This window comes from Vibrio japonicus, from assembly GCF_024582835.1.
In the GTDB taxonomy this organism is placed as follows: domain Bacteria; phylum Pseudomonadota; class Gammaproteobacteria; order Enterobacterales; family Vibrionaceae; genus Vibrio; species Vibrio japonicus.
This window is the reverse complement of sequence record NZ_CP102097.1, coordinates 927,063-949,788: the sequence shown is the minus strand read 5'-3', so window position 1 is coordinate 949,788 and position 22,726 is coordinate 927,063. Positions and strand designations below refer to the sequence as shown.

Sequence of the window (22,726 nt, the reverse complement as noted above, 5' to 3'; positions counted from 1 at the left end):
TTGTATTGGCTCACTTGTTTCGCCTTAGTCTCATTGAAATTGAGCACATTATTCAGGTGAAAAAAAACCGGACTTTAATCAGTCCGGCTTGATACATACTGCCGAAAGCTTAGATAATTTCCCAGCTATGGGTCATTTCTACACCTTGTCCTAACATTAGGCAGACTGAGCAATATTTCTCTAGTGAGTCAGCAGTGACTTTCTCTACCACATCGGCGCTTAGTTCTTCGCCTGATACTTCAAAGTGAACGTTCACTTTTGTAAAAATACGTGGTGCCGTTTCTCGGCGTTCTGTGGTGAGTTTTGCGGTACACGCAGACACTTTTTGTCCAGCTTCTTTTAGACCATCAACAACGTCTACAGAGCTACACCCACCAGCGGCCATAAGAACCATTTCCATCGGGCTTGGCGCAGTCGCACCACCATTACCGTCCATGACAACGGAATGTCCTGACTGAGATTGACCTAAAAATTTAAAATCTTCGATCCATTTAACTTCAGCTTGCATTGTACTTTTCTCTTTAAACATCCATTGGGAAAACCACACCAGTTTGGCGACGGATTTCTGTTAATAATTTAGCGACGATTAATGAACGCGTTTTGCACTCTTGGTCGATTTGTTTTGTTTTTACCTGCTGAGCGAAAGCCTGGGCTTCATAGAACATTGGGTTTGGGTCTTGCTTCACGCTCAAATCAACACCAGTTCCACCGCGAGTAAATTTCGTCAGTCGCTTCGCTGTTGAAATCATCTCCATCATGAGTGCGCCATTTTCTCCCTGAATTTCACTAGGAAGGTAAGAGTCGCTGGTTTTAGAGTGTTGTAACACCACATCAAAACCTTCGTAGCCTAAAATCACACTGCCGCTACCATCAACGCCAGAATCCAATAGCTGCGCTTCTGCCTTTACTGACGTCGGTTCACCAAACAGTTCTACAGCCGACCCTAAACAGTAATAGCCGATGTCCATGATCGAGCCATTCGCGAAGGCTGGGTTAAACGTATTTGGATTTTCACCTGCCAAATATTTCGGATAACGCGAAGAATACTGGCAGTAAGTAATAAACGCTTTGCGAATTTGGCCAATTGCACTCAAATTGCTTTTGAGTAGCTTGAAGTTTGGTGCGTGAGGCGACATAAACGCTTCAAACAGCACCACCTTGTTCTCATCTGCGACTTGATACATTTGTTTCGCCAGCGTTTCATTCGCAGCCATTGGCTTTTCACACACAACGTGCTTGCCCGCTTTCATCATCTGCATTGCTTGTGGCGCATGCAGTGAATTAGGGCTCGCGATATAGACCGCGTCGAATGCGTCAGATTTCGCAAACTGAGTTAAATCGTCAAACAGTTCTACCGTACCATACGCCTTAGCAAATTCTTCCGCTTTCTCTTTTGAGCGCGAATACACTGCGCTTAACTGGTACTCGCCAGTTTTAATTGCAGCATCAACAAACTGGCCGGTAATCCAGTTTGTCCCAATCACAGCAAGTTTAATCATAACTTTGTCCCTTACTACGAAAGGAGCCAAATTGGCTCCCATCAGAAACGAATCTTAAATTTTAATTGTTATTACGTCGTCGTTATACAGTTAACACGACTCTAACTGCTAAGAGAATCAAAACTGCACCAGAAAGTCTATCGATAAGTTGTGCTTTTGAACGAATCTTATCCAATAAGCGTGGACTGGAGAGCAATAGCGTAATAAAGGTATACCATAACCCGTCAACAACTAGCGGCGTTAAGACAATCAATGATTTTGCCCCCACACTATCACCAACAGCGACAAACTGGCTGAATAACGCCGTGAAAAAAAGCGCAATCTTAGGACTCAGCAAAGAGATTAAAAAACCTTCTTTCGCCGATTGCCAAATGCTGCTTTGCTCGCCCGCTTCCAGTTTTGCTGCCACACCACCTTTTGAGCGTAGTGCGTTGTAACCCAAATACGCCAGATAGGCCGCGCCCGCGTAGCTGATCGCTTTAAACACCAAAGGCGATTGCTGCAACACGACCGCAAGGCCAATTAATGTAATAAATGCGTAAATGCCGATGCCTAATGCGTGCGCCCACGCTGTCGCCAGACCATTTGCCCGACCACCCGCCAAGCTATGTTTGGCCACCATAGCCAAGCTTGGGCCAGGTGACATCGCACCCAGCAAACATATCGTAAAAAGAGATAGCCAAATCGTAAGCGTCATTATTGTTGTCCTGTTGTGTTACCGATATGTTTAACTTAATCCACACACATAATGATTTGAAATCAAACTTAAGAATAATCACTATGATTTTAAGTCATACCAATCGAATAGCGTGACGTGCGCATTGCCTTTAACACTAACTCTCTCATCCATTGGTGCGCTTTGTCTTGGTCATATTTGGGATGCCACATCAACCAATATTGATGGTGCGGTGTTTCAAAAGGCAATGGACAATAGGCTAATGGGTAGTCATTGGAAAGGTTTACCGCTATGTGCTCAGGGACAATCATCAGATAATCACTGGACATTAATGCATTAATAGCAGCAGAAAAAAACGGCACTTTCAACGCGATGCGTCGCTGAAAACCCAGTTCATTGAGAACGACGTCGGCGCTGGAGTCCTTGTCTCCCCCACCCGTCACTTTTAAATGTGGATAAGCAACGAGGTTATCGCAACTGACGGTTGTACTCTCCAATAACGGATGCCCTTGTCGCATTAAGCACACCGATTTGTCCTCACCGATCTTAATACTGCTCAGACTCTCTGGTTGTTCCGGCAGCATAGTTGAGGCTAAGTCGATACCGCTCGCATTGAACTGCTGCAAATAGTCCGGTTGCCACAAGCGATACGCGATGTTCACATTGGGAGCCTGCTCGACCATCACGGAAACCACATCCGGCATGATGTGCTGCGCAACGTAGTCACTGGATGAGATAACAAACTCTTGCTTCCACGTTTTCGGGTCAAATAGGTCATCGCTCAGTAAGCTTTCAAACTCCCCGAGTAGGTCATTCAATCTCGCTTGTATCGCCACCGCTCTTGGTGTGGGAACTAGCGCATTCCCATCTCTGACTAACAGTGGATCGCGGCACAGTTCACGCAATTGAGAAAGTTGACGGCTAACAGCAGATTGCGTGATATTCAAACGCTCCGCTGCGCGGCTAACATGGCATTCATCCAATAAGACCTGCAACGAACGCAGTAAATTAAGATTAATATGATTAAGAGGCATGCGCGGTATTAAAAAATTCAGTCAGTACGGTGTGGGTCATCAAGTGACGAAGCTCAGGAATCGCTCGCAACTCGTCTCTAATCTGGTTTAAACGCTCCATGCTAGCAACTTCCACAAACAGCATCATATCGGTTTCGCCACTGATAGCATGGCACCATTTCACGCCGTCAATCTGATAGATTCGGTTCGCATAGGTTTCGCAATAATGAATGGTCGCAGACATGTCAAACTTAAGCGCCATATAAGCTTGTATCTTGGGTGCGTTCTTCACCGGTGCAAGTTGTGCGTGATAACCCAAAATGACGTTATCTGTTTCGAGCTTTTGAATGCGGGCCGTCACGGCAGAACGGGAAAGGTTCACTTCTCGGGCGATGTGACTCACTGATGCGCGAGCCTGATGTTTTAGTATTTCTACGATTTGGCGATCAAACTTATCCATATTACTTCCTGTCATAACTCAACTTATCCTGTTGATTTCAGGTAATGTGACACAAATACGTCTGCCAATAAAGCCGTCACTTTGCATAAATTTGGCTGTGATTCCGTTAAATTGACGGCTATCTACGACGAAATGATGGCTGCTTATCCCGAGGTTATTGAGTAAGCTACCGCTATATCTCAAGGAATGGATACTATGGGCGAATTAAAAAAAGAAATAACCCTTATTTCAGGAATAGGACAACTCTCGACAACGTTGTTAGGCACTGGGCTATTTATGGTTCCGGCGATCGCCGCTGGTATTGCGGGACACTTGTCACTGTGGGCATGGGGATTACTGTTTATCGCGATATGTCCAATTGCGCTCACTTTTGCTCAGCTCGGCAAACGATACCCAAGCGCAGGAGGTACTGCTTATTTCGTGCGCCAGGCGTTTGATAAGCGACTAGAAAAGAGCGTCGCTTGGTTGTTCGTTAGCGTAATACCCGTTGGAGTACCCGCCGCTATCGCACTGGCTGCTGGCTTTTTACAACAACTGTTGCCCGACGCAGCAAACTCCGCAATTCTTGCCCAAGTCATTACCGTTGTATTGTTAATGGTGGTCAATTTGGCTGGGACAAAATCGTCAGGCCGGTTGCAAACGGTGATTGCTCTGAGCGTCTTCGCTCTTGTGGCGGCTTTCTGGTGGAAAAGCGATGTCTCCACTCAAGATATCTCCATGCCAGTACTTCACTCGGAGTCCGTTTGGGCCATTGGCGCTGCGCTTGGCGTCATGTTCTGGTGTTTCGTGGGTATCGAAGCGTTTGCCCACATGGGAGAGGAGTTTAAAAACCCGCAGCGCGACTTTCCAATAGCCATTTTAGTTGGCAGTTTTATCGCTGGTGCCACATACTGGGCGTGTTCCGTCGTGATCCTAAAACTGGGCGCTTACGGCTCACCGGAATTTGAAAGTACCTCGATTCCTTGGATCTCAGAACAACTGTTTGGCAATCAGTTCAAAGTTCTGATCAGCTTACTTGGATTTGCAGCCTGTTTTGCCAGTGTGAACCTGTATACACAAAGCCTCGCACGCATGGTGTGGGCGCAAGCTCGTGAATACAGGCCAACTAGCCCACTTGCCAGAATATCAATTAAAGGTGTGCCTGCTAATGCAACGCTTGTCATTGGCGGGGTGCTAGTTATCTCCTGCGTTGTGGGGGAGTTTTCTGGATTGGATCTTGAGTTCTTTCTTAAACTCGCCAACAGTGTCTTCGTTTTGATTTATCTGTTGGCGATGCTCTCAGCCTACAAGCTCCTTACTGGGGTTGGAAAAGTACTCGCAGGAATTGCATTAATTTTATGCACCATCGTTTTTATCTGCTTGGGCTGGGCTATGCTTTATGCACTCACCATTTTGGCGCTATTCTCTATTCCTTGGGTAAAGCTGCGACCCATTAAACAACCAAAACCCGAATAGCTTAAGAGCCCAGAATTTCTGGGCTTTTTTCATAAATTCTAATTCCCCGGCTTTCCTCTTCTGCTAACATGTGCCCAGTGAATTAAACCGTAAGCTTGCGGAGTAAATCGGATGAGCGAATTTCAAGAGCTATCTCATCAAATACAGACCATTGCTCGTGCTGATGATGAGCAACAAAACCAAATCTTAAACGACTATATTGAAGAAGGCCTCGAAACAGGTTCCATCGCGCTCATTTTGGAAGCATTCCCGATTGATGACCGTGTACGGTTGTGGCGGGGTCTGCCATTGGAGCTGCACATTGATGTGTTAACCGACGCGCGTGCAGATGTACGTAACTCCATCATTGCTGCACTTTCAGACACTGAGCTAAAGATCACTCTGGCGAAGCTCGACAACTTGTCGTTGATCGAATGGGCCGACTCACTGCCGGATGAGATCATCAACGAAGCACTCCAACTCATCGAAAAGGATGAGCTAGAACTCTACGACCAAGCGAAAGAGTACGACGATGATGAGTTAGGACGTTGGGCCGAACGTAAAATAGTCACACTTCCGTTCAATATTTCAGTAGAAAGAGCGAAAGCGTTGATGGAGCGTTACAGTTATGACGCCCCCCAACAAATTTACTTAATCAATAAGCGTAAACAGTTTCGTGGCATTGTCAGCTATATTGATTTGCTACGTGCAGAGGCATCAGAAAGGCTAAAGAATCTGTCGAGCGATAATGTCGTGACACTCAACGCCAAACTCACCCTCGCGGAAAGCATCGAAGCCTTGGAGCACTCTTCTACCTCCACAATGCCTGTTATTGATGACGAACAACTCCTTATTGGTGAGGTCGATTGGCAGTTTGCACTGAGTACCCAACGCGAGATATACGAATCACGCTTGATGGCAGGTACCGGTATGGATGAAGGTGATGACCTGTTTGCCCCTGTGATAAAAAGTTCACAGAAACGTGGGGTCTGGCTTGGCATTAATCTGATGACTGCGATTCTCGCTTCGATCACTATTGGCTTATTCGAAGACGTTATTGCTCAAGTTGTTGCGCTAGCCGTCTTAATGCCGATCGTCGCTTCAATGGGTGGCATCGCTGGCAGCCAAACCCTAACACTGATGGTACGTGCTATGGCGTTAAATCAGATTACTGTAGGCAACCGCTGGGCGCTGTTAAAAAACGAAATTGGCATTGGATCAATCAACGGGCTTTTATGGGCGGTGATCATCGGGGCACTCGCAGGGTTGTGGTTCCAATCGATGATTTTAGGCGCAACGATCGCGTTAGCTATTGTCGTCAACATCATCACCGCTGCGATGTTTGGTGTATTGATTCCAATCGCTCTGGACAAGTTAAAACTTGATCCAGCTTTGGCAGGTTCCGTTATTTTGACCACAGTAACAGACGTCGTTGGATTTTTTGCGTTTTTAGGAACCGCCAGCCTTGTCATGCTTTAGTGATATGCCTTCCATTTTTCCACTATTGCAAACAGTTGCATTTTGCATTTTCAATATGCAATCGAATTAGAGAAATCTAACACTAAAGGACTAGAAATTTATTGAAATACCGCCTATAAAACTTGGCACATATGCTGCATTAATAATATCGACCCTTAATAAGCCAGGGGTCACCTAGCCAACTGACGTTGTTAGTGAACCTAAATGTTCACACTCATACAAGCCAATCTCACCCTTTTGAGATTGGCTCTTCTTTTTTATGGGCCTTGCAAAAATGCAATATGAAAACAAAGATAAAAGAAAACCCCACTAAGCTTTCGCCTAGTGGGGTTTAATCTTTACTCGCAGCAATCCGGCTACTAATAGGTGCTCCCTGCATCTATTCCCTGATAGTACGCTGAATCCTTCAGCTCTTTCCTTATCATCGCCTTCCTAGCGGTGTCCTTGGCAATCCAGCCCGTTAGCAATCCTCGCTAACTCTCATCGCTTTATCCTTAAGCGGTGTCCCTGACTCTGTCATCCTGACAGAAATTGCCTTAGTCCTTTAAGCGTCCATTGTTTGTCCTTGAGTAACCATCCTAGTTACTAGCGTCCAGCCAATGTCCTTTGCTTTCCGTGCCGACTGCTCATCCTAAACAATCGAATCTTCTTCCTGAAGATGACCAATCCTTGGGTCTTTCCTGTTCCATGTCTGCTTCCTGCTGACAACTCAAGAATATGCCAGCAGCCGTTTTTAACAACGTAAGTTTTTGGCTCGCTTGCATTCACCCAATCAACCAACAAAATTAAACCATTAAATATCAACATCTTATAAAATTTAACTGAAATATCCTCAGAGAATATACGATTTAAACTCACATCTTTGTAAGAGATCTCTCACAACGAATATGACCGATCGCTGAAAAGTAGTTCGCACCACATCAAAACAAAGCGTGATACAAATCACTCCATGATGAGTTTGTGCGCGACAAACACTCCGCTGACCACCTTTTTTGCTGGACTCTCGAGCAAGAAATTAGGATATTATTAGGCGATCTCTATCACAATTAACCTATTCCATGCCTATCAGTACGTTAGGCAGATAAACATTTCCTAGAGGAAAATTTGAATGATTTCTAAATGGGCGCAACGTTTTTACCAAATGGCTGAACTTGTTGGCTCGTGGAGTAAAGACCCATCCACTCAAGTCGGCGCGGTCATTACCAAGCAGAACCGTATTGTTTCTGTCGGTTTTAATGGCTACCCACATGGTATTTCAGACAGTGCAATAACCGACGATAGAGAAATGAAATATCTTAAAACTCTGCATGCTGAAGAAAACGCCATCTTGTTTGCTAAACGCGATCTTGATGGTTGTGAAATATGGGTAACGCATTTTCCTTGCCCTAACTGTGCAGCAAAGATTATTCAAACAGGCATATCGGCTGTCCACTGCCCAGAGCAAACGGTGGACTTTCTATCTCGCTGGGGCGACAAAATTAAAGTGAGCCAAGAAATGTTTCTTCAAGCTGGCGTTAAAGTAAACTGGCTTCCACTTAATGAACTATCAGAATACCCTCCACAGCTTAAAAAAGTTGATTGATTCTTGCTGCAACGCTGAGGCGTCACTTTAAATTTAGCCGCTACTCAAATAATGCCTGACGCTGCCAACATTCAAACGTGTTGGTGGCGTGTAAACAACCAAATCTCTCTCATTATCCTCTGTGAATTTCCGTCACTTTGAACCAAACCATGCAAACTTAGTTTGTAGAGCGCATAAGAAACACTCACTCAGTTCAAAGAAATACAAAAATTTCCTCGCGTTTTCATGGTCTAAACGGGCAAATATCAACTTTGTAACCACACTCACTGCATAGTGCCTTTTTTCGTTTACCATTTCTGTTTGTAATGCACTTGTAGTCACAAATGAATACGTAAATTTTCATTCATTACCGCCATTAAAGTGCTATTGGTATTTTTTGATGAAAATTAACTAGCACACTTTTTTATTGTCAATAGTCCAAACGACGACAAATTTACAGCTAATATCGCTACAAAGCTCCGCGTTAACAGCGTATTCACCTATCATTATTTTTACTAGCAGAATAAGGGGAGGTGGGCTTACAATCCTGCCCCATAAAAATTACAAAATGAATACAATATATTCCAAGCTCTACTCGCCTCCCCTACAACGCGGGTAGAGTCAGTCCCCAAAAGCGAAAGGTCCAACGAAAAATGAGTCCAGAGAAACATCTACTAGACTGGCAAACTAGCCAAACGATTGCGGAAATCATCTCGCCACTACTTGGTCAGCTTTACCGTCAGAAAGGCGTAGAAGTTTTACTTTTTGGTAAAACGCTAGTGAATGCAGCGACAATTGATATTATCAAGACTCACCGTCTAGCTCGCCGCTACACAGGTACTCCTCTCTCTCCAGAGCAAACTCTTCCTCTTATCAAAGCACTTTCGGAAATGGAACTGTCTCCATGCCGTATCGATGTTGGCCAGTTGGCGCATGAGTTTTGGCAAGGTCGTGACGACGAACACGGTGTTAAAGACTTCCTTCATAGCCAGCTACTAGGCGCAATGGATGGTCAAACTGTTAGCGAACCACGTGATGTTGTCCTTTATGGTTTTGGTCGTATCGGCCGACTACTGACTCGACTATTAGTTGAGAAAAGCGGTCCAGGTTACCCACTTCGTCTGCGTGCTGTTGTTGTACGTGGTGGTAAGAAAGGCGACCTAGAGAAGCGTGCAAGCCTACTACGTCGTGACTCTGTTCATGGTCAATTCAACGGCAGCATCATCGTAGATGAAGAGCGCAAAGCAATCATCGCGAATGGTAACTACATCCAGTTCATCTACGCGAACAAGCCAGAAGAAGTGGACTACACTAGCTTTGGCATTAACAACGCTCTTATTGTTGACAACACTGGTGTTTGGCGTGACGTTGACGGCCTTAGCCAACACTTGGATTGTAAAGGTGCGGAAAAAGTTCTGCTTACTGCTCCAGGTAAAGGCGACATTAAGAACGTAGTATTCGGCGTTAACCAAGATGTTATCCTGCCAGAAGATAAGATCGTTTCTGCAGCAAGCTGTACGACCAACGCTATTACACCAATCTTAAAAGCGATGAATGATAAGTATGGTGTGACATCAGGTCATATCGAAACTGTTCACTCATTCACTAACGACCAAAACCTGATTGATAACTTCCACTCAGGCGAGCGTCGTGGCCGTAGTGCATCGCTAAACATGGTACTGACAGAAACTGGCGCTGCGAAAGCGGTAGCGAAAGCACTACCTGAGCTTGCGGGCAAACTAACAGGCAACGCGATTCGTGTACCAACGCCAAACGTTTCTATGGCTATTGCTAACCTGAACCTTGAAAAGGGCACAGACAAAGAAGAGCTAAACGCGTACCTACGTGAAATGGCGTTAAAGTCTGAGCTTTCAGCGCAAATCGACTACACAGAGTCTACAGAAGTTGTATCTACAGACCTTGTGGGTTCTCGTTTCGCTGGTGTTGTTGACGGCGCTGCAACTATCGCGCAAGACAGCCGTTGCGTACTGTACATCTGGTACGATAACGAATTCGGTTACAGCTGCCAGGTTGTTCACTGTATGGAACAAATGATGGGCGTACGTTACAAAACTTACCCTAGCAAATAATTCGAAGAATTAAGCTCCTGGCGCTGTCAGGAGCAAACCTCCACAACTCTTATAATAATCCCTATGTTATTGCCACTTTCATACACTGAAAGTGGCTTTTTTGCATTTGTTCATCTTTGATTCATTGATGATAAATTAGCCTAATAGACGAAACAGAAGAGGTTCACTATGAAGAGAATAATCACAAGTATCGTTGTACTATTTATTAGTGTGTTAACCCTGGTGATGGGGCTTATTTTAGCGATACCAGTAACAATCTTCGCAATCATTACTGGTAAAAAATTACTGAATAAAAGTAAGGCCAACTCGGCTACGTTTAACACCAGCAGTCATGGCACTGTGCTCGAAGGCGAATACGAGGACGTATCCAAATAGGCATTGCAAATAAGTCATGCAATAAAGCAAATTCCGTATGGACTGGGGCGCACGCGACAGATAAGAACCGGATCGCATCCAAAGCTGATTCACGACATCTTCACTATCGGCATGTTGCTGCTCTCCCCTGTCTTTCATTCCTTCATCTATTACATGCCAAACAAATCTTAGACGACCGTCGAATATGTGTTGCGCGTGAGTAATCATTTTGTTATTAACAATAAACATATAGCAAATACAGGATTGACAGATGAGCACTGGTCAACGCACAACAACCCTACGTTTTCTCGCTGAACCCGGAGATGTAAACTTTGGCGGCAAAGTCCATGGTGGCGCCGTAATGAAATGGATCGATTTAGCAGCATACGCAAACTCGGCAGGATGGAGCGGTAAGTACTGTATTACTGCCTACGCTGGCGGAATTCGATTTGTTCAGCCGATTCACGTCGGTAACCTCGTTGAAGTCAGCGCAAAGGTGATCTACACAGGCCGAAGCTCAATGCATATTGCGATTGATGTTCAAGCCAGCGACCCGAAAGAACTGAAAAACCGTTTAACTACGCACTGCATCGTGATTATGGTTGCTGTCGATGAAAATGGTAAACCTACCTCCGTTCCTGAGTGGGTGCCAGAAACCCCTGAAGACATAGAGCTAAGAGACTCTGCCATCCGCCTTATGAACATGCGTCAACAAATAGGTGAAGAGATGGAAGCGCACGTTAAGTACCTTAAATAAGGTTTTAATTCTTGCAAGAGGCTTTAATGCCTCTTTTTTACACTTTCCTGTCATCATTCATTCACATTGATCTGATTTAATCCTCTAGCACATATAATTGTATAAAGGACTGTGAGTGAACATAAGCGAAGTTACACTGAGTGAAAATACGTTGTCTAACCTAAAAGCGGTTGAATACCAGTGGGTTCGCACTATGTATGTTGAAGGTTACGCAGATACCGAAATCAACCACTATATCAAGGCGTGTTTTGGTGGGGATGATACGTTTGCAGATCTCTTTCGTCGCGTTGCACTCTCCCAAGAAAGCATCTACGTTTTGCTGCAATACATGGGATGCGCACCTTCAAGCCGAGAGCTTTAAGAATGTAAATGATGGGATTGGGTAGACGGCTTCGCTCATTTCCTGAAAACGTTTAAAACTTATTTCTGGCACTCGCCACTCTTTCTCGCGCCAAACCACCAATATTTATAGACCAGTCAACAAATCTATTGTCACTTCTAACTCATTACATATAACTGTGAGTAATGCCTCGCACGCTTTGCCACACCAAAAGTATGGTTAGTAAAAGACCTTTATAATCACCGCCACAAAAACAAAAGCCCGAGCATTGCTCGGGCTATGGTTACAAAAACTGTTAGTAGTGAAATAGTAAGGAATCTAGCTAACAGCCAGCTATGCGTAACGCCAGTAGTGTTTTCTTCTTAACTGATCGGCGGCCAAACCAAATGATGTTAAGTCGAGAAACAAATGGGCGACCTCTCGGCCGCCCTTATCGTTCTTATTAACCTTTCACACCGCCGGCGGTTAATCCTCCGACCAACCAACGCTGCGCAAGTAAGAATACGATCGTAATTGGTAAAGCAGACAATACTGCTGCTGCTGCAAAATCACCCCATAGATAGTTCTGAGGGTAGAGATACTGCTGCATACCAACCGCTAATGTGTAAGATTCTACATCAGAAAGTAGTAATGATGCTACCGGAACTTCGCCTACGACCATAATAAATGAAAGAATAAATACGACCGCTAGAATCGGTACAGACAACGGAAGCAGTACCAATCTAAAGGCTTGCCACGGTGTTGCACCATCAAGCGCTGCCGCTTCTTCTAGCGAGTTATCAATCGTTTCAAAGTAGCCTTTGATTGTCCATACGTGCAGTGCAATACCACCTAAGTAAGAGAAAATCAGACCTCCATGCGTGTTCAAGCCAAGGAACGGAATATATTGTCCAAGTTTGTCGAACAAAGCATAAAGTGCCACTAGCGCCAGTACTGCTGGGAACATTTGGAAGATCATCATCGCTTTAAGGATTGTGTTCTTACCTTTAAATCTCATACGGGCAAATGCGTAAGCAGACGTGGTAGACAGAGCAACGATCAATATAGACGAAATGCCCGCCACTTTTACCGAGTTCCATAACCAAGTGAGAACTGGGAATGGAGGAGGTGTCACTGAGCCATCTGCATTCGTGACCGAGAAACCAAGTGCTAATTTCCAGTGCTCCAAGGATGGGTTATCCGGAATAATACTCCCTGTTGCGAAGTTACCTTCACGGAACGAAATCGCTACGATCATCAATAGTGGGAAGATAATCATCGATAGGAATGCCCACATAGCGATATGGGTTGCCCATACACGGTATTTAAGAGATTTACCTTGTACCATTGCCATTTTGAACCTCCTTAGTCCTGAGCTACTTTCGTTACACGTAGGTTAAGCAACGCGAGTGCACCCACAAGTAAGAAGATAAGTGTTGCGATTGCGCTTGCTAAGCCAAAGTCTTGACCACCAGCGCCTTCAAACGCGATTCGATACGTGTAGTTAACCAATAGATCCGTATAACCTGCTGGCTCTGACGTGCCAATCATATTCGGACCACCTTGGGTTAGAAGCTGAATCAATACAAAGTTATTGAAGTTAAACGCGAAGCTTGCAATCAATAAAGGTGTGAGCGGTTTAATCATCAAGGGTAGTGTGATTTTGGTAAAGTTTGTCACAAAGTTTGAACCGTCAATCGCCGAAGCTTCATAGAGATCGTCCGGAATCGCTTTGAGTAGTCCCATACACAGAATCATCATGTAAGGGAAGCCCAGCCACGTATTCACAATGATAATCATTGTTTTCGCAAGGAAAGGGTCTGAGAACCATGAAGGGCTAAGGCCAAACATAGCCTCCAACACCATGTTCACTTCACCAAAGCTTTGGTTAAACAAACCTTTGAAAATCAAAATAGAGATAAAGGCTGGTACAGCGTATGGCAGAATCAGTAGTACGCGATAAATAGCACGTCCTTTTAGCGCCTCCCACTGCACAATACTGGCTAACACCAAACCGATAATCACCGTCAATGCAACACTGACCGCAGAGAAGATCACCGTCCAGATAAATATGCTAATAAACGGTTCTTTGATGCCATCATCTTTCCAAACACGTTCAAAGTTGTGCGTACCAATCTCTACCACAAAACCAGGTGAAACCGTTGAGCCGATAAATTGACCGTTCTCGTCAACTGGCTGATAGAAACCCACTTCCATATTTGGACGCAGCGTTTCGCCTGTCTCATTGTTATAAAGAGATTCACCATCTTCTTGAAGCGTATAGAGAGGAACGACCGCCGCAAATTTACGCAGTCCACTCATACGGATGTCTTCACCTGATGGCATGTGGAGATCAATGCTACCTAGCGCATCTTTATTGCTAATGATGGCTCTGATCTTCTCTTTTTCACCGGCAACAGACTCAACGGGTGTTAATTCAAAATCTTCAGCTGAAAGTGCGGAAAGGTTAAATTCATCCGTTGCCAAAAGTTGATCGCCTTTCTCCACAGCAATGCGGTGGCCGTTTTCAGTCTTGTACAACGTGAATGGGTAGCTATCACCACTTTGAAACGTGCGCTCTTTCAAAACGGTTTGCGCACGCTCTAGCGTAAGCTGGTTTTTGGCACTGTAGTTAGTGAATGCCAAACCGACTGTGTACGCGAGTGGGAAAAGGATGAAAAGGATCATACCCGCGATGCCTGGATAGATATAACGGTGAGCATACGTTTTTTTGCTGCCGAATATATACAAGGCCAGTGCGGTTAGAATAAGGGTAAGCAGCGCAAACGCCATCTCACCACGCGAGTACATTAAAATCGTTGCATAACCATTAAGGACGCCCACACTGCCAAGCAGTGCCCACTTAATGAATACATTTTTACTTGATGGCAAGCTCGTTGTTGTTGATGTCATAACATCGGTACCTTGAACTGACTGCATAGAGGAACCTGCTAGCGATAATAAAACTTAGAAAATAGGGAGAAGTTGCCCTCTCCCCAAAAATTGATAGTAATTATTTGATCATCTGTTTTTCTGCATCCGCTAACGCTTCGTCTACAGTTTGGCGACCATCTACAATGTTAATGATTGCGTTTTTCGCGCTACCCCAAAATGCGTTCATCTGAGGGATGTTAGGCATGATTTCGCCATTCATCGCGTTGTTCATCGTAGCAGCAATGCGTGGGTCAGAATCCAGCTCATTCTGGTAAGATTTAAGCGCAACCGCACCTAATGGTTTATCAGCATTCACTTTACCCAGACCTTCGTTGGTCAATAGGTAATTCTCGATGAATTCCACTGCTAGGTCTTTGTTAGGTGACGCAGTGCTAATGCCTGCTGTTAGTACACCAACAAATGGTTTAGAAGGCTTACCGTTAAATTTAGGAAGCGTGCTCACGCCGTAGTTAATGCCTGACTTTTCGATGTTACCCCAAGACCAAGGGCCATTGATGATCATCGCAGTTTGGCCTTGGTTGAATGAAGATTCAGATACCGAGTAATCCATATCCGATGAAATCACCCCTTTATCGACAAGACCTTTCACAAAGTTCATTGCGTCTTTTACGCCAGCGTTAGCGATACCCGCGTCTTTAACATCGTATCCAGCGGAGCTAAATTTAAACGCATAACCACCATCTGCTGCCATAAGTGGCCATGTGAAATACGGTTCTTTTAGGTTCCACATAATCGCAGACTTGCCATCTTTTTTAAGCTCAGCGTCTAGCTTAGCAATGTCTTCCCAGCTCTCAGGTGGATTCGCCACAAGATCTTTATTGTAGATAAGTGATAAAGACTCAACAGCAACTGGATAGCCAATCAGTTTGCCATCGTATTTCACTGCATCCCATGCGAAGTCTACAATGCCGTCTTTAATTGCTTTTGATGGTTTGATCTCAGCCAACAAGCCAGATTCTGCGTAGCCACCAAAACGGTCATGAGCCCAAAACACAATATCAGGACCATCGCCTGTCGCAGCAGTTTGAGGGAACTTATCTTGAAGCGCATCAGGGTGAGCCACTGTCACTTTAACACCTGTATCTTCTTCAAACTGTTTACCAACTTCCGCTAGACCGTTGTAACCTTTATCGCCATTAATCCAAATGGTCAGTTGGCCTTCTTCTATAGCAGCATTTGCACCGAATGAACCAAGAGCAACTAGCGTACCTAGAGCGACTGTGCTTAGGGCGTTTTTCATATTCATATCCTTGTTATATTTCTCTCGTAGGGTTGGACCAGGAGGTTTCACCGTATTTCGACATCTATTTTTAGCCAAACCGAAAGGTGTCTCATCCTCCTACTCCCTACGCCCTCAATATTATGGACTACTTTCGTGATCCTCATCGACATAGCTATCGGACGAAAGTCACAGAAATGACTCTTTATGTGATCAGTTTCAATTTTACCAACTGCATTTATTTGAACTCGATCTCGCTACGCCTTTTACCCCCTCCTCTCCCTCATCCTCATCTACTCCCCCTACAAAAAATAAGGTCGGGAGGATGCGCCTAACACTCAATCTAGGGAAACTACACACATCCAAGAGTGGATGGTAAGAACCCTTATCAGTAGTCGATTGGTCAGTACCAAATTAACTGTCTGATTTACAATGCCGCAGGGTTTGCTATTACTACGTAAGTATTCGAATTGAATTTGATCTCTGGATCGGACTGAAATGGGGGAGATACTTACTAAAGTAAGGGGGAAGCAGACTTATGATTGGCCTTGGCGGGTGATGCGAGTTATCCATCACCCATTTTTCTTACATAAGAGATAGAATCCACGTCTTACCCAATTCCTACAGTTACTGTCTTCGCAAATATTCATATAATGTTTGACAGTACAAATAAAAATATTGACCGAGGGCGAGCTAGATGGCGAGTGTCACGTTAAAAAATGTATGTAAAGCTTATGGCGACGTTTTAATTTCAAAAAACGTCGATTTAGATATCACAGAAGGCGAGTTTGTCGTTTTTGTTGGTCCATCTGGTTGCGGTAAATCTACCCTGCTTCGTTGTATCGCTGGTCTAGAAGACATTACCTCCGGCGACCTTTACATCGGTGATGAGCGCATGAACGATGTAGAACCATCAAAGCGTGGTGTCGGAATGGTGTTCCAGTCTTATGCTCTCTACCCTCATTTAAACCTCTTCGATAACATGTCTTTCGGCCTAAAACTGGCTAAAGCAGATAAAAACGAAATCAATAAACGCGTTGAACACGCCGCAGAGATCCTTCAACTTAGCCACCTTCTAGAACGCCAACCTAAAGCTCTATCTGGTGGTCAGCGTCAGCGTGTTGCGATTGGACGTACGTTGGTGTCTCAACCACAAGTGTTCTTACTTGATGAGCCGCTTTCAAACCTTGACGCAGCACTACGTGTTCAGATGCGTTCTGAAATTACAAAACTTCAGCGCAAACTTGGTTGTACGATGATTTACGTAACGCACGATCAAGTCGAAGCCATGACCATGGCAGATAAAATTGTCGTTCTGGATGCAGGTTTTGTTTCACAGGTAGGTAAACCTCTTGAACTGTATCACTATCCTCAAAACCGTTTTGTTGCTGGGTTTATTGGCTCTCCAAAAATGAATTTTATCAGCGTCTCTATTGAAGCCGTTGAAAAAGAGCGTGTGATGGTTCAATTGGCAAACGGAACCGCTTTCTGGATTCCTGTTGATGGCACAACCGTGAATCAAGGCGAACGTATGTCGTTAGGTATCCGTCCTGAGCACCTCGTTCCAGCCAACGAAGGGGATGCGACAATCGAAGGCAAAGTGAACATTGTTGAGAAACTAGGTAACGAAACTCAGGTTTACATGCACATCGATGCCGCCGATGCAGACATGATCTACCGTCAACCAGATACGCTTTCTGTTGAAACTGGCGATAAGCTATCTGTCGGCATTCCAGCACACCGTTGTCACCTATTCCATAGTAATGGGACTGCGTGCCAACGACTATACAAAGAGTCTGGTGTTGAGTTCGATTAAGAATAATCAGCGCTAAATATCTATTCTCACATCGGCTGTCACATATATTGTGCCAGCCGATTTTTTGTCTTTGGCGGTTTCCGGTGCTGTAAGTAATAGGTAAATGTTCAGGTTATTGCGCAGGAAACATCAATAATCTGGAAGTACGCATATTTGACTGAGACGCAGAAAGTAGAGGAAGAAGAAAAGAGATAGAGAGAAAATGTGTCGTATAGGAGTAGGAACTTAGCTTCACCGCCGAAGCACCCATATTACTGAGTGCTTCTTATGTTTTATTCTGGCAATTACTTGCTATTTACTGCGCTAACAAATACCTGTTGAGCACCTTCAACGTTAAGGGCTTTCGCTTCTTCAAGTAACGCCAATGCTTTGTCAAGCATTCCAACTTTTACCGCGTTTTCAATACTAGAAAGATAGAACTGTTGCTGCTCGGCCGAAAGGGTTGCAGGGCTTGCCACAGCCAATGAAGTCCCCATTACTGGAATTAACTCTTTCTTTTCTAGCACGGGCTGATTTTTAGCCAGTTCTTCTTTGAACTTTTGGTGCGCAGTGTCGGTACTCGACACCGTCAATGGCTCTTCTACAAGAATTGCACTGTCAACTTTCGCAACAATACTGAGCTCGCCATATTGAGCATGAGGAATTAACGGATTTGGAACGTCCGGCGGATAGTTACCACGTGCAATCGCGTCGAGTTTCACAGGGTGCATTATCTCAGACTTTTCTTCGATCAATGCTGGCGTGGTATATAGCAAAAGCTTAACGCGTTGCTCACCCACCGGTTGTATGGTCACTTCCGCCGTCAAACGGTCCCCATCCAACCCATAGGCATGTTGATATTCGAAATCTTCAGTCGTAAACGTTTTTAATATTTGATTGTTTTCATTTAGTAATACCGCATTAGGATAAAAAACGGTTTTCTTAAAGTGGCTGATTATTTCAAGATCGAGATCTTTCCCTTGGGTATTAATATTAAAAGCCGCAATTGGGCTTATACCGGATGCAAATTGATACTTCTGATTTCTTTCATTAATCGAGAAGTTAACTCGCTTGGTCGGCTCAACATCAATCCACTGAATTTGAGAGTAAGACTCTGCGACTTCCGAAACATTATTGGCATCAAACACAACGGTTTCTGTCGTCGCACAGCCCAACAAAGCCATACTGATTGCGCAGCCCAGAACTAAATGTTTCATCTACACCTCTACTTTTGACGAAAAAAGCCGACTTTCGTAAGCCGGCTATTATTTAAGACTTATAAAACTAGGAAACTATATTACCACCAAGCTTCCATTTGGATACCAACAGAGAACTCTGAGTCATCAGTGTTGCTAGCAAAGCTATCTGCTTCGTGATCCATGAAGTATGAACCGTATACACGGATTTCTGGACGCGCCCAGAAGCTAGAACCAGCAGACCAAGCTTGTGCTACTGTTAGCTTTGAACCAGCAGCTTTGTTTTCACCGCCGCCATTAACGTCCATTTCATCGTAGAAATAACCCGCTTCAAAAACCGTCTTCATATGCTCATCCCATTTGTATACAGGACGAATTACTGCATTGTACGCCGTAATGTCACCAGTTGCTTCTACGCCGCCAATTTTGGCAAATGCATCAGACGCTTGAGCAAACATGACTACGTGTCCTAGTTCCCATGCGTCACCAAGACCTACCACACCCCAGTTAATTAGACGGTAGCCATCGGCATCGTTATTTTTGCCTGAACGGTCATACCAACCACCTGCACCGTAAGTCGCCATTTGCGCACCGTATGACGCAGTACCGTATTGCAGTACGGTTTGGTTAAAGCCATTTGATAGACCTTGACCCAAAACAGCAGTTAAAAGGACACCATCATCCGCTAGAACTGTTTGATCTTTCGCTTCAGAGGCAAAATCGTAAGCCACTGCCAATTCAAGGTTTGCATCTTCCCACAGATCGATACCAGCGTAACGAAGGTCTAAAGTGTAACCTGAAACTGTCTCGTCTTTGAATGCGTCAGTTTCTTCATAGTTTGCGCTGTTGTTTTTGATATCCATTTCACACTTTAGGTCACCGTCACAAGCTTTTAAGCTAGCTTCACCTGCAGTGGAAAGTTTCAGTGTTTTTCCATCTTTGACTGATTGAGAACCATCATCGTGCATTACCGCTACAGAAAGTTTACCACCGCCAACAGATAGGTTTTCGATACCGCCACCAGCGCCACCAGATGTGTCTAGGAAGTAGAAGTCTGTAATGTGGATATCTTTACGTTGGTAGTAACGCTGACCAGCCCAAAGTACCGCTTCTTTGTCTGACTCCATTAGACCTTTCGCTTGCACGTTCATCACACGAAGAGCGTTGGAATTACCTTCCCAGTTGTTGTTACCCGCTTGGCCGTACGCAACTAATGACTCGATGTTAAATGTTACGTCATCTTTCTTATACAACTCAGCGTTTAAGCCGATTTCAGCGTATAAGTCATCTTCGTTACCCAAACGGCCTAATTTCACTTTTTCATAAGTTGCATGAGAACCTTCACCGCTCAGACCAACACCAGCACGTGCATAACCGTGGAAGTCTACGTCAGCTGCAAATGCGCCAGCTGCTAAGGTTGATGCCACTGCAGCAGCAATTACGCTTACTTTTTTCATTTTTAACTCCATTTAGGGTTTCTTATTCTTTTTCCATCTCTCAATATAGTCCTGGAAAGGCAGTAACAGGCATTTAATAAAAGAGAGGTAAGATGAGACGCTAGCAATGCCGTAGTCTCTATTTGTTTCAACTGTTGCCAGATTACTTAGGGAGGAGTATTTCGACTTCATCCGGATGAAAAATATCTCAGGGGGATGAGAAAGGATGAGAAAATTAACAGAATGACATATTCGTGTCGTAAATCACAATTCTAGGGTGTAGAGCCACCTTATTATTAATTAATACAACCAACAAAATGCCAAATAGCTCAACCTTTTTTGACCAAACCATCGTTATTCTGAAATAAAATTACAATTACAATTTTGAGATAAGGCGCTTGACCTCGCTCAAACAAAACTATTTACTAAACTCCCGGATACATATAACCAACTCTAAAAAAATGAATATGCAGTGCTCTCACCCATACCCTCAAGGAGCTACACCAAACGAAAACGGGTGTAACTTTTCAATTTATGCGCCAGATGCGCCAAATATTAAGTTAGCGATATTTGATCAACATGGATGCTTCCAAAGCTACCCTTTGGAAGGAGAGTACGCAGGCATAAGATTCACTTTTATTCCAGGAATAACCGTTGGTACTAAGTACGCCTATATTATTGAGCAAGATGGAAAACCACATTTAATTTCTGATCCGTACGCCAAAGCCCTTTCACGTCCACTAAAATATTCCCTGCCCTTTAGCTCAGAGAAAAGTTTCGAGTTAGCAAAATGCGTTGTTGTTGACGACAAGTTCGACTGGCAGGGCATTGAGCGTCCTAAACGTCCTCGCGAAGAAATGGTATTGTTCGAAACTCACGTAAAAGGGTTAACGAAGCTCAACCCTAATGTTCCTAATGAAGATAGAGGCCGTTATCTTGGGTTAGCCAGTGACGCCATGCTGGAGTTTTACAAGCAGCAAAATATCAACACGCTACAGCTTCTTCCTATTGCCGCGTGTATGAATGAACCACACCTGCTGAAAATGGAAAAGGTCAACTACTGGGGCTATAACCCATATTTGTTCATGGTTCCAGACCCACGCTATGCGGGCATTAATGCCGTCGTTGAACTTAAAACCGCCATTCGTGAGCTTCACAGAAATGGGATAGAAGTGATTCTCGACGTGGTCTACAACCATACCGCTGAAGGCGGCGCTGATGGCCCTGTCTTCAACTTAAAAGCGCTCGATAACAACTACTATCTCAAGCACGGTCGCCACTTTGCAAACTACACTGGCTGTGGCAATACGGTTGATTTGTCCTACCAACCAAGCCTCAATCTCGTCATGGATACGCTTCGTTACTGGGTGCAGGAGTATAAAATTGATGGTTTCCGTTTCGACCTTGCTGCCACTTTGGGACGCAATGGCGACTACTTCAACGCAGAATCGGGATTTTTTAAAGCAGTAGCGCAAGATCCCATCTTGAAAGAAGTGAAGCTCATTGCCGAGCCATGGGACATCGGCCCAGATGGTTATCAGGTAGGGAACTTCCCATTTGGGTGGAATGAGTGTAACGACCGATTACGAGACATTACACGCAGCTTCTGGAGAGGTGATCACGGCTTTTTGAAAGAGTTCGCGACTCGCATTATGGGCTCACGCGATCTTTATAGTGCGGCGAACTGGCCTTATAAAATGACCGTCAATTACATCACCTACCATGACGGATTTTGTATGCAGGACCTCGTCTCATACAAACAAAAACATAATGAGGCCAATGGAGAGCATAACCGCGATGGTCACGGCGATAACCGTTCTGACAATTACGGTATCGAGGGGGAAACGGAAAATCTACTCATCATAGAAAAGCGTGAAAAACAAAAGCGCAACTTTATGGCCAGCTTGCTCTTTGCATTCGGCATTCCTCATATTCTCACTGCGGATGTGTTGTCTCATACTCAAAAAGGCAACAACAATGCGTACTGCCAAGACAACGAAATTAGCTGGTTAGATTGGCGCATGACACCAAACAAAGAGAACTTTAAAGATTGGCTGTCCAAGATGATGGAAGCACGTCAACGCTACATGGTGCCTTTTATTCGTGCTTTTAGCGGAGAAAAACGCAACGACAATCGCATATTCTGGCGTCGATTAGATGGCACGTTCATGGAACACGAAGACTGGAATAATTTAAGCTCTGTAGCGCTTCATTTAGGGCTGGGTGAAGATGGCGATGAGTTGTTTTACTGTATTAACCAGACCAATGCGCCAGCAAGGTTTACGCTGCCAACAGAATCTGACCAAGAGTGGGTTATGATCTGCAACACTGATTCACATAAGTTGCACCAAACTATCGACCACAAGCAAGTCCTTGTTGCTCCAACGTCAATGGCAATTTTTTACGCTAAATCTTGGGCATCGGGTGCTGTCGTATAATCAAACATAAAGATACATCCGCACCACTCACAGCAGTGCGGATGT

18 protein-coding genes are annotated in these 22,726 nt (G+C 44.5%); 8 read left to right on the top strand and 10 right to left on the bottom strand.

All coding sequences use genetic code 11. The features are described from left to right. Positions 1-109: 109 nt before the first annotated feature. The 5 genes from NP165_RS17455 to NP165_RS17435 all read right to left on the bottom strand — a co-directional run bounded on the left by NP165_RS17455 (position 110) and on the right by NP165_RS17435 (position 3,648). A complete protein-coding gene (locus NP165_RS17455) occupies positions 110-508 on the bottom strand; it encodes an OsmC family protein (protein WP_257085806.1) in 399 nt (132 codons plus the stop codon). 13 nt (positions 509-521) lie between these two features. Continuing rightward, complete coding sequence (locus NP165_RS17450; protein ID WP_257085805.1) at positions 522-1,499, bottom strand: Gfo/Idh/MocA family protein; 978 nt, start codon at positions 1,497-1,499, stop codon at positions 522-524. An 82-nt stretch (positions 1,500-1,581) separates the two neighbouring features. Then, entirely contained in the window at positions 1,582-2,196 is a 615-nt protein-coding gene (locus tag NP165_RS17445; RefSeq protein WP_257085804.1) for a LysE family translocator, read from the bottom strand. Positions 2,197-2,285: 89 nt separating this feature from the next. Further along, a complete protein-coding gene (locus NP165_RS17440) occupies positions 2,286-3,209 on the bottom strand; it encodes a LysR family transcriptional regulator (RefSeq protein WP_257085803.1) in 924 nt (307 codons plus the stop codon). Continuing rightward, entirely contained in the window at positions 3,199-3,648 is a 450-nt protein-coding gene (locus tag NP165_RS17435; RefSeq protein ID WP_257085802.1) for an Lrp/AsnC family transcriptional regulator, read from the bottom strand. The genes NP165_RS17440 and NP165_RS17435 overlap by 11 nt, the downstream gene beginning before the upstream one ends. A 195-nt stretch (positions 3,649-3,843) precedes the next feature. Here NP165_RS17435 and yjeH point away from each other — a divergent pair, with 195 nt between their 5' ends. From yjeH to NP165_RS17400, 6 genes are all read left to right on the top strand, one after another. Beyond that, positions 3,844-5,103, top strand: coding sequence for an L-methionine/branched-chain amino acid transporter (gene yjeH / locus NP165_RS17430; protein ID WP_257085801.1), 1,260 nt, complete (start codon positions 3,844-3,846; stop codon positions 5,101-5,103). Positions 5,104-5,214: 111 nt separating this feature from the next. Then, entirely contained in the window at positions 5,215-6,561 is a 1,347-nt protein-coding gene (locus NP165_RS17425; RefSeq protein ID WP_257085800.1) for a magnesium transporter, read from the top strand. 1,108 nt (positions 6,562-7,669) lie between these two features. Further along, positions 7,670-8,143 carry a dCMP deaminase family protein gene (locus NP165_RS17420; RefSeq protein ID WP_257085799.1) on the top strand — a complete coding sequence of 158 codons (474 nt, stop codon included), beginning with the start codon at positions 7,670-7,672 and terminating at the stop codon, positions 8,141-8,143. Positions 8,144-8,775: 632 nt separating this feature from the next. Further along, the gene (locus NP165_RS17415) at positions 8,776-10,212 is read left to right on the top strand and encodes a glyceraldehyde-3-phosphate dehydrogenase (RefSeq protein WP_257085798.1); all 1,437 of its coding nucleotides are present in this window, start codon (positions 8,776-8,778) and stop codon (positions 10,210-10,212) included. Positions 10,213-10,837: 625 nt separating this feature from the next. Continuing rightward, a complete protein-coding gene (locus tag NP165_RS17405; protein ID WP_257085796.1) occupies positions 10,838-11,323 on the top strand; it encodes an acyl-CoA thioesterase in 486 nt (161 codons plus the stop codon). Between the two features lie 115 nt (positions 11,324-11,438). After that, positions 11,439-11,684, top strand: coding sequence for a hypothetical protein (locus NP165_RS17400; protein WP_257085795.1), 246 nt, complete (start codon positions 11,439-11,441; stop codon positions 11,682-11,684). Positions 11,685-12,105: 421 nt separating this feature from the next. On the opposite strand, the gene malG is transcribed toward NP165_RS17400, so the two are convergent. The 3 genes from malG to malE form a co-directional block, all read right to left on the bottom strand. Next, positions 12,106-12,996, bottom strand: a complete 891-nt coding sequence (malG, locus tag NP165_RS17395; protein ID WP_257085794.1) for a maltose ABC transporter permease MalG — start codon at positions 12,994-12,996, stop codon at positions 12,106-12,108. 11 nt (positions 12,997-13,007) lie between these two features. Further along, the gene (gene malF, locus NP165_RS17390; RefSeq protein ID WP_257085793.1) at positions 13,008-14,582 is read right to left on the bottom strand and encodes a maltose ABC transporter permease MalF; all 1,575 of its coding nucleotides are present in this window, start codon (positions 14,580-14,582) and stop codon (positions 13,008-13,010) included. A 73-nt stretch (positions 14,583-14,655) separates the two neighbouring features. Further along, positions 14,656-15,837 carry a maltose/maltodextrin ABC transporter substrate-binding protein MalE gene (malE, locus tag NP165_RS17385; RefSeq protein WP_257085792.1) on the bottom strand — a complete coding sequence of 394 codons (1,182 nt, stop codon included), beginning with the start codon at positions 15,835-15,837 and terminating at the stop codon, positions 14,656-14,658. A 676-nt stretch (positions 15,838-16,513) separates the two neighbouring features. On the opposite strand from malE, the gene malK reads away from it, so the two are divergent. Further along, a complete protein-coding gene (gene malK, locus NP165_RS17380; protein ID WP_257085791.1) occupies positions 16,514-17,632 on the top strand; it encodes a maltose/maltodextrin ABC transporter ATP-binding protein MalK in 1,119 nt (372 codons plus the stop codon). A gap of 284 nt (positions 17,633-17,916) precedes the next feature. Here malK and NP165_RS17375 read toward each other — a convergent pair whose 3' ends face one another. Both NP165_RS17375 and lamB read right to left on the bottom strand, forming a co-directional pair. Next, positions 17,917-18,828, bottom strand: a complete 912-nt coding sequence (locus NP165_RS17375; RefSeq protein ID WP_257085790.1) for a MalM family protein — start codon at positions 18,826-18,828, stop codon at positions 17,917-17,919. Positions 18,829-18,908: 80 nt separating this feature from the next. Further along, a complete protein-coding gene (gene lamB / locus NP165_RS17370) occupies positions 18,909-20,264 on the bottom strand; it encodes a maltoporin LamB (RefSeq protein ID WP_257085789.1) in 1,356 nt (451 codons plus the stop codon). Positions 20,265-20,710: 446 nt separating this feature from the next. Between lamB and glgX the strand changes: the two genes are divergently transcribed. Beyond that, the gene (gene glgX, locus NP165_RS17365; RefSeq protein WP_371133727.1) at positions 20,711-22,681 is read left to right on the top strand and encodes a glycogen debranching protein GlgX; all 1,971 of its coding nucleotides are present in this window, start codon (positions 20,711-20,713) and stop codon (positions 22,679-22,681) included. Positions 22,682-22,726: the final 45 nt, after the last annotated feature.

Coding starts and splice junctions, on each gene's coding strand:
- lamB (WP_257085789.1), bottom strand. CDS start 20,264: ATGAAAAAAGTAAGCGTAATTGCTGCTGCAGTGGCATCAACCTTAGCA.
- malE (WP_257085792.1), bottom strand. CDS start 15,837: ATGAAAAACGCCCTAAGCACAGTCGCTCTAGGTACGCTAGTTGCTCTT.
- NP165_RS17420 (WP_257085799.1), top strand. CDS start 7,670: ATGATTTCTAAATGGGCGCAACGTTTTTACCAAATGGCTGAACTTGTT.
- NP165_RS17405 (WP_257085796.1), top strand. CDS start 10,838: ATGAGCACTGGTCAACGCACAACAACCCTACGTTTTCTCGCTGAACCC.
- malG (WP_257085794.1), bottom strand. CDS start 12,996: ATGGCAATGGTACAAGGTAAATCTCTTAAATACCGTGTATGGGCAACC.
- malK (WP_257085791.1), top strand. CDS start 16,514: ATGGCGAGTGTCACGTTAAAAAATGTATGTAAAGCTTATGGCGACGTT.
- malF (WP_257085793.1), bottom strand. CDS start 14,582: ATGCAGTCAGTTCAAGGTACCGATGTTATGACATCAACAACAACGAGC.
- yjeH (WP_257085801.1), top strand. CDS start 3,844: ATGGGCGAATTAAAAAAAGAAATAACCCTTATTTCAGGAATAGGACAA.
- NP165_RS17455 (WP_257085806.1), bottom strand. CDS start 508: ATGCAAGCTGAAGTTAAATGGATCGAAGATTTTAAATTTTTAGGTCAA.
- NP165_RS17415 (WP_257085798.1), top strand. CDS start 8,776: ATGAGTCCAGAGAAACATCTACTAGACTGGCAAACTAGCCAAACGATT.
- NP165_RS17425 (WP_257085800.1), top strand. CDS start 5,215: ATGAGCGAATTTCAAGAGCTATCTCATCAAATACAGACCATTGCTCGT.
- NP165_RS17435 (WP_257085802.1), bottom strand. CDS start 3,648: ATGGATAAGTTTGATCGCCAAATCGTAGAAATACTAAAACATCAGGCT.
- NP165_RS17440 (WP_257085803.1), bottom strand. CDS start 3,209: ATGCCTCTTAATCATATTAATCTTAATTTACTGCGTTCGTTGCAGGTC.
- NP165_RS17445 (WP_257085804.1), bottom strand. CDS start 2,196: ATGACGCTTACGATTTGGCTATCTCTTTTTACGATATGTTTGCTGGGT.
- NP165_RS17450 (WP_257085805.1), bottom strand. CDS start 1,499: ATGATTAAACTTGCTGTGATTGGGACAAACTGGATTACCGGCCAGTTT.
- glgX (WP_371133727.1), top strand. CDS start 20,711: ATGCAGTGCTCTCACCCATACCCTCAAGGAGCTACACCAAACGAAAAC.
- NP165_RS17375 (WP_257085790.1), bottom strand. CDS start 18,828: ATGAAACATTTAGTTCTGGGCTGCGCAATCAGTATGGCTTTGTTGGGC.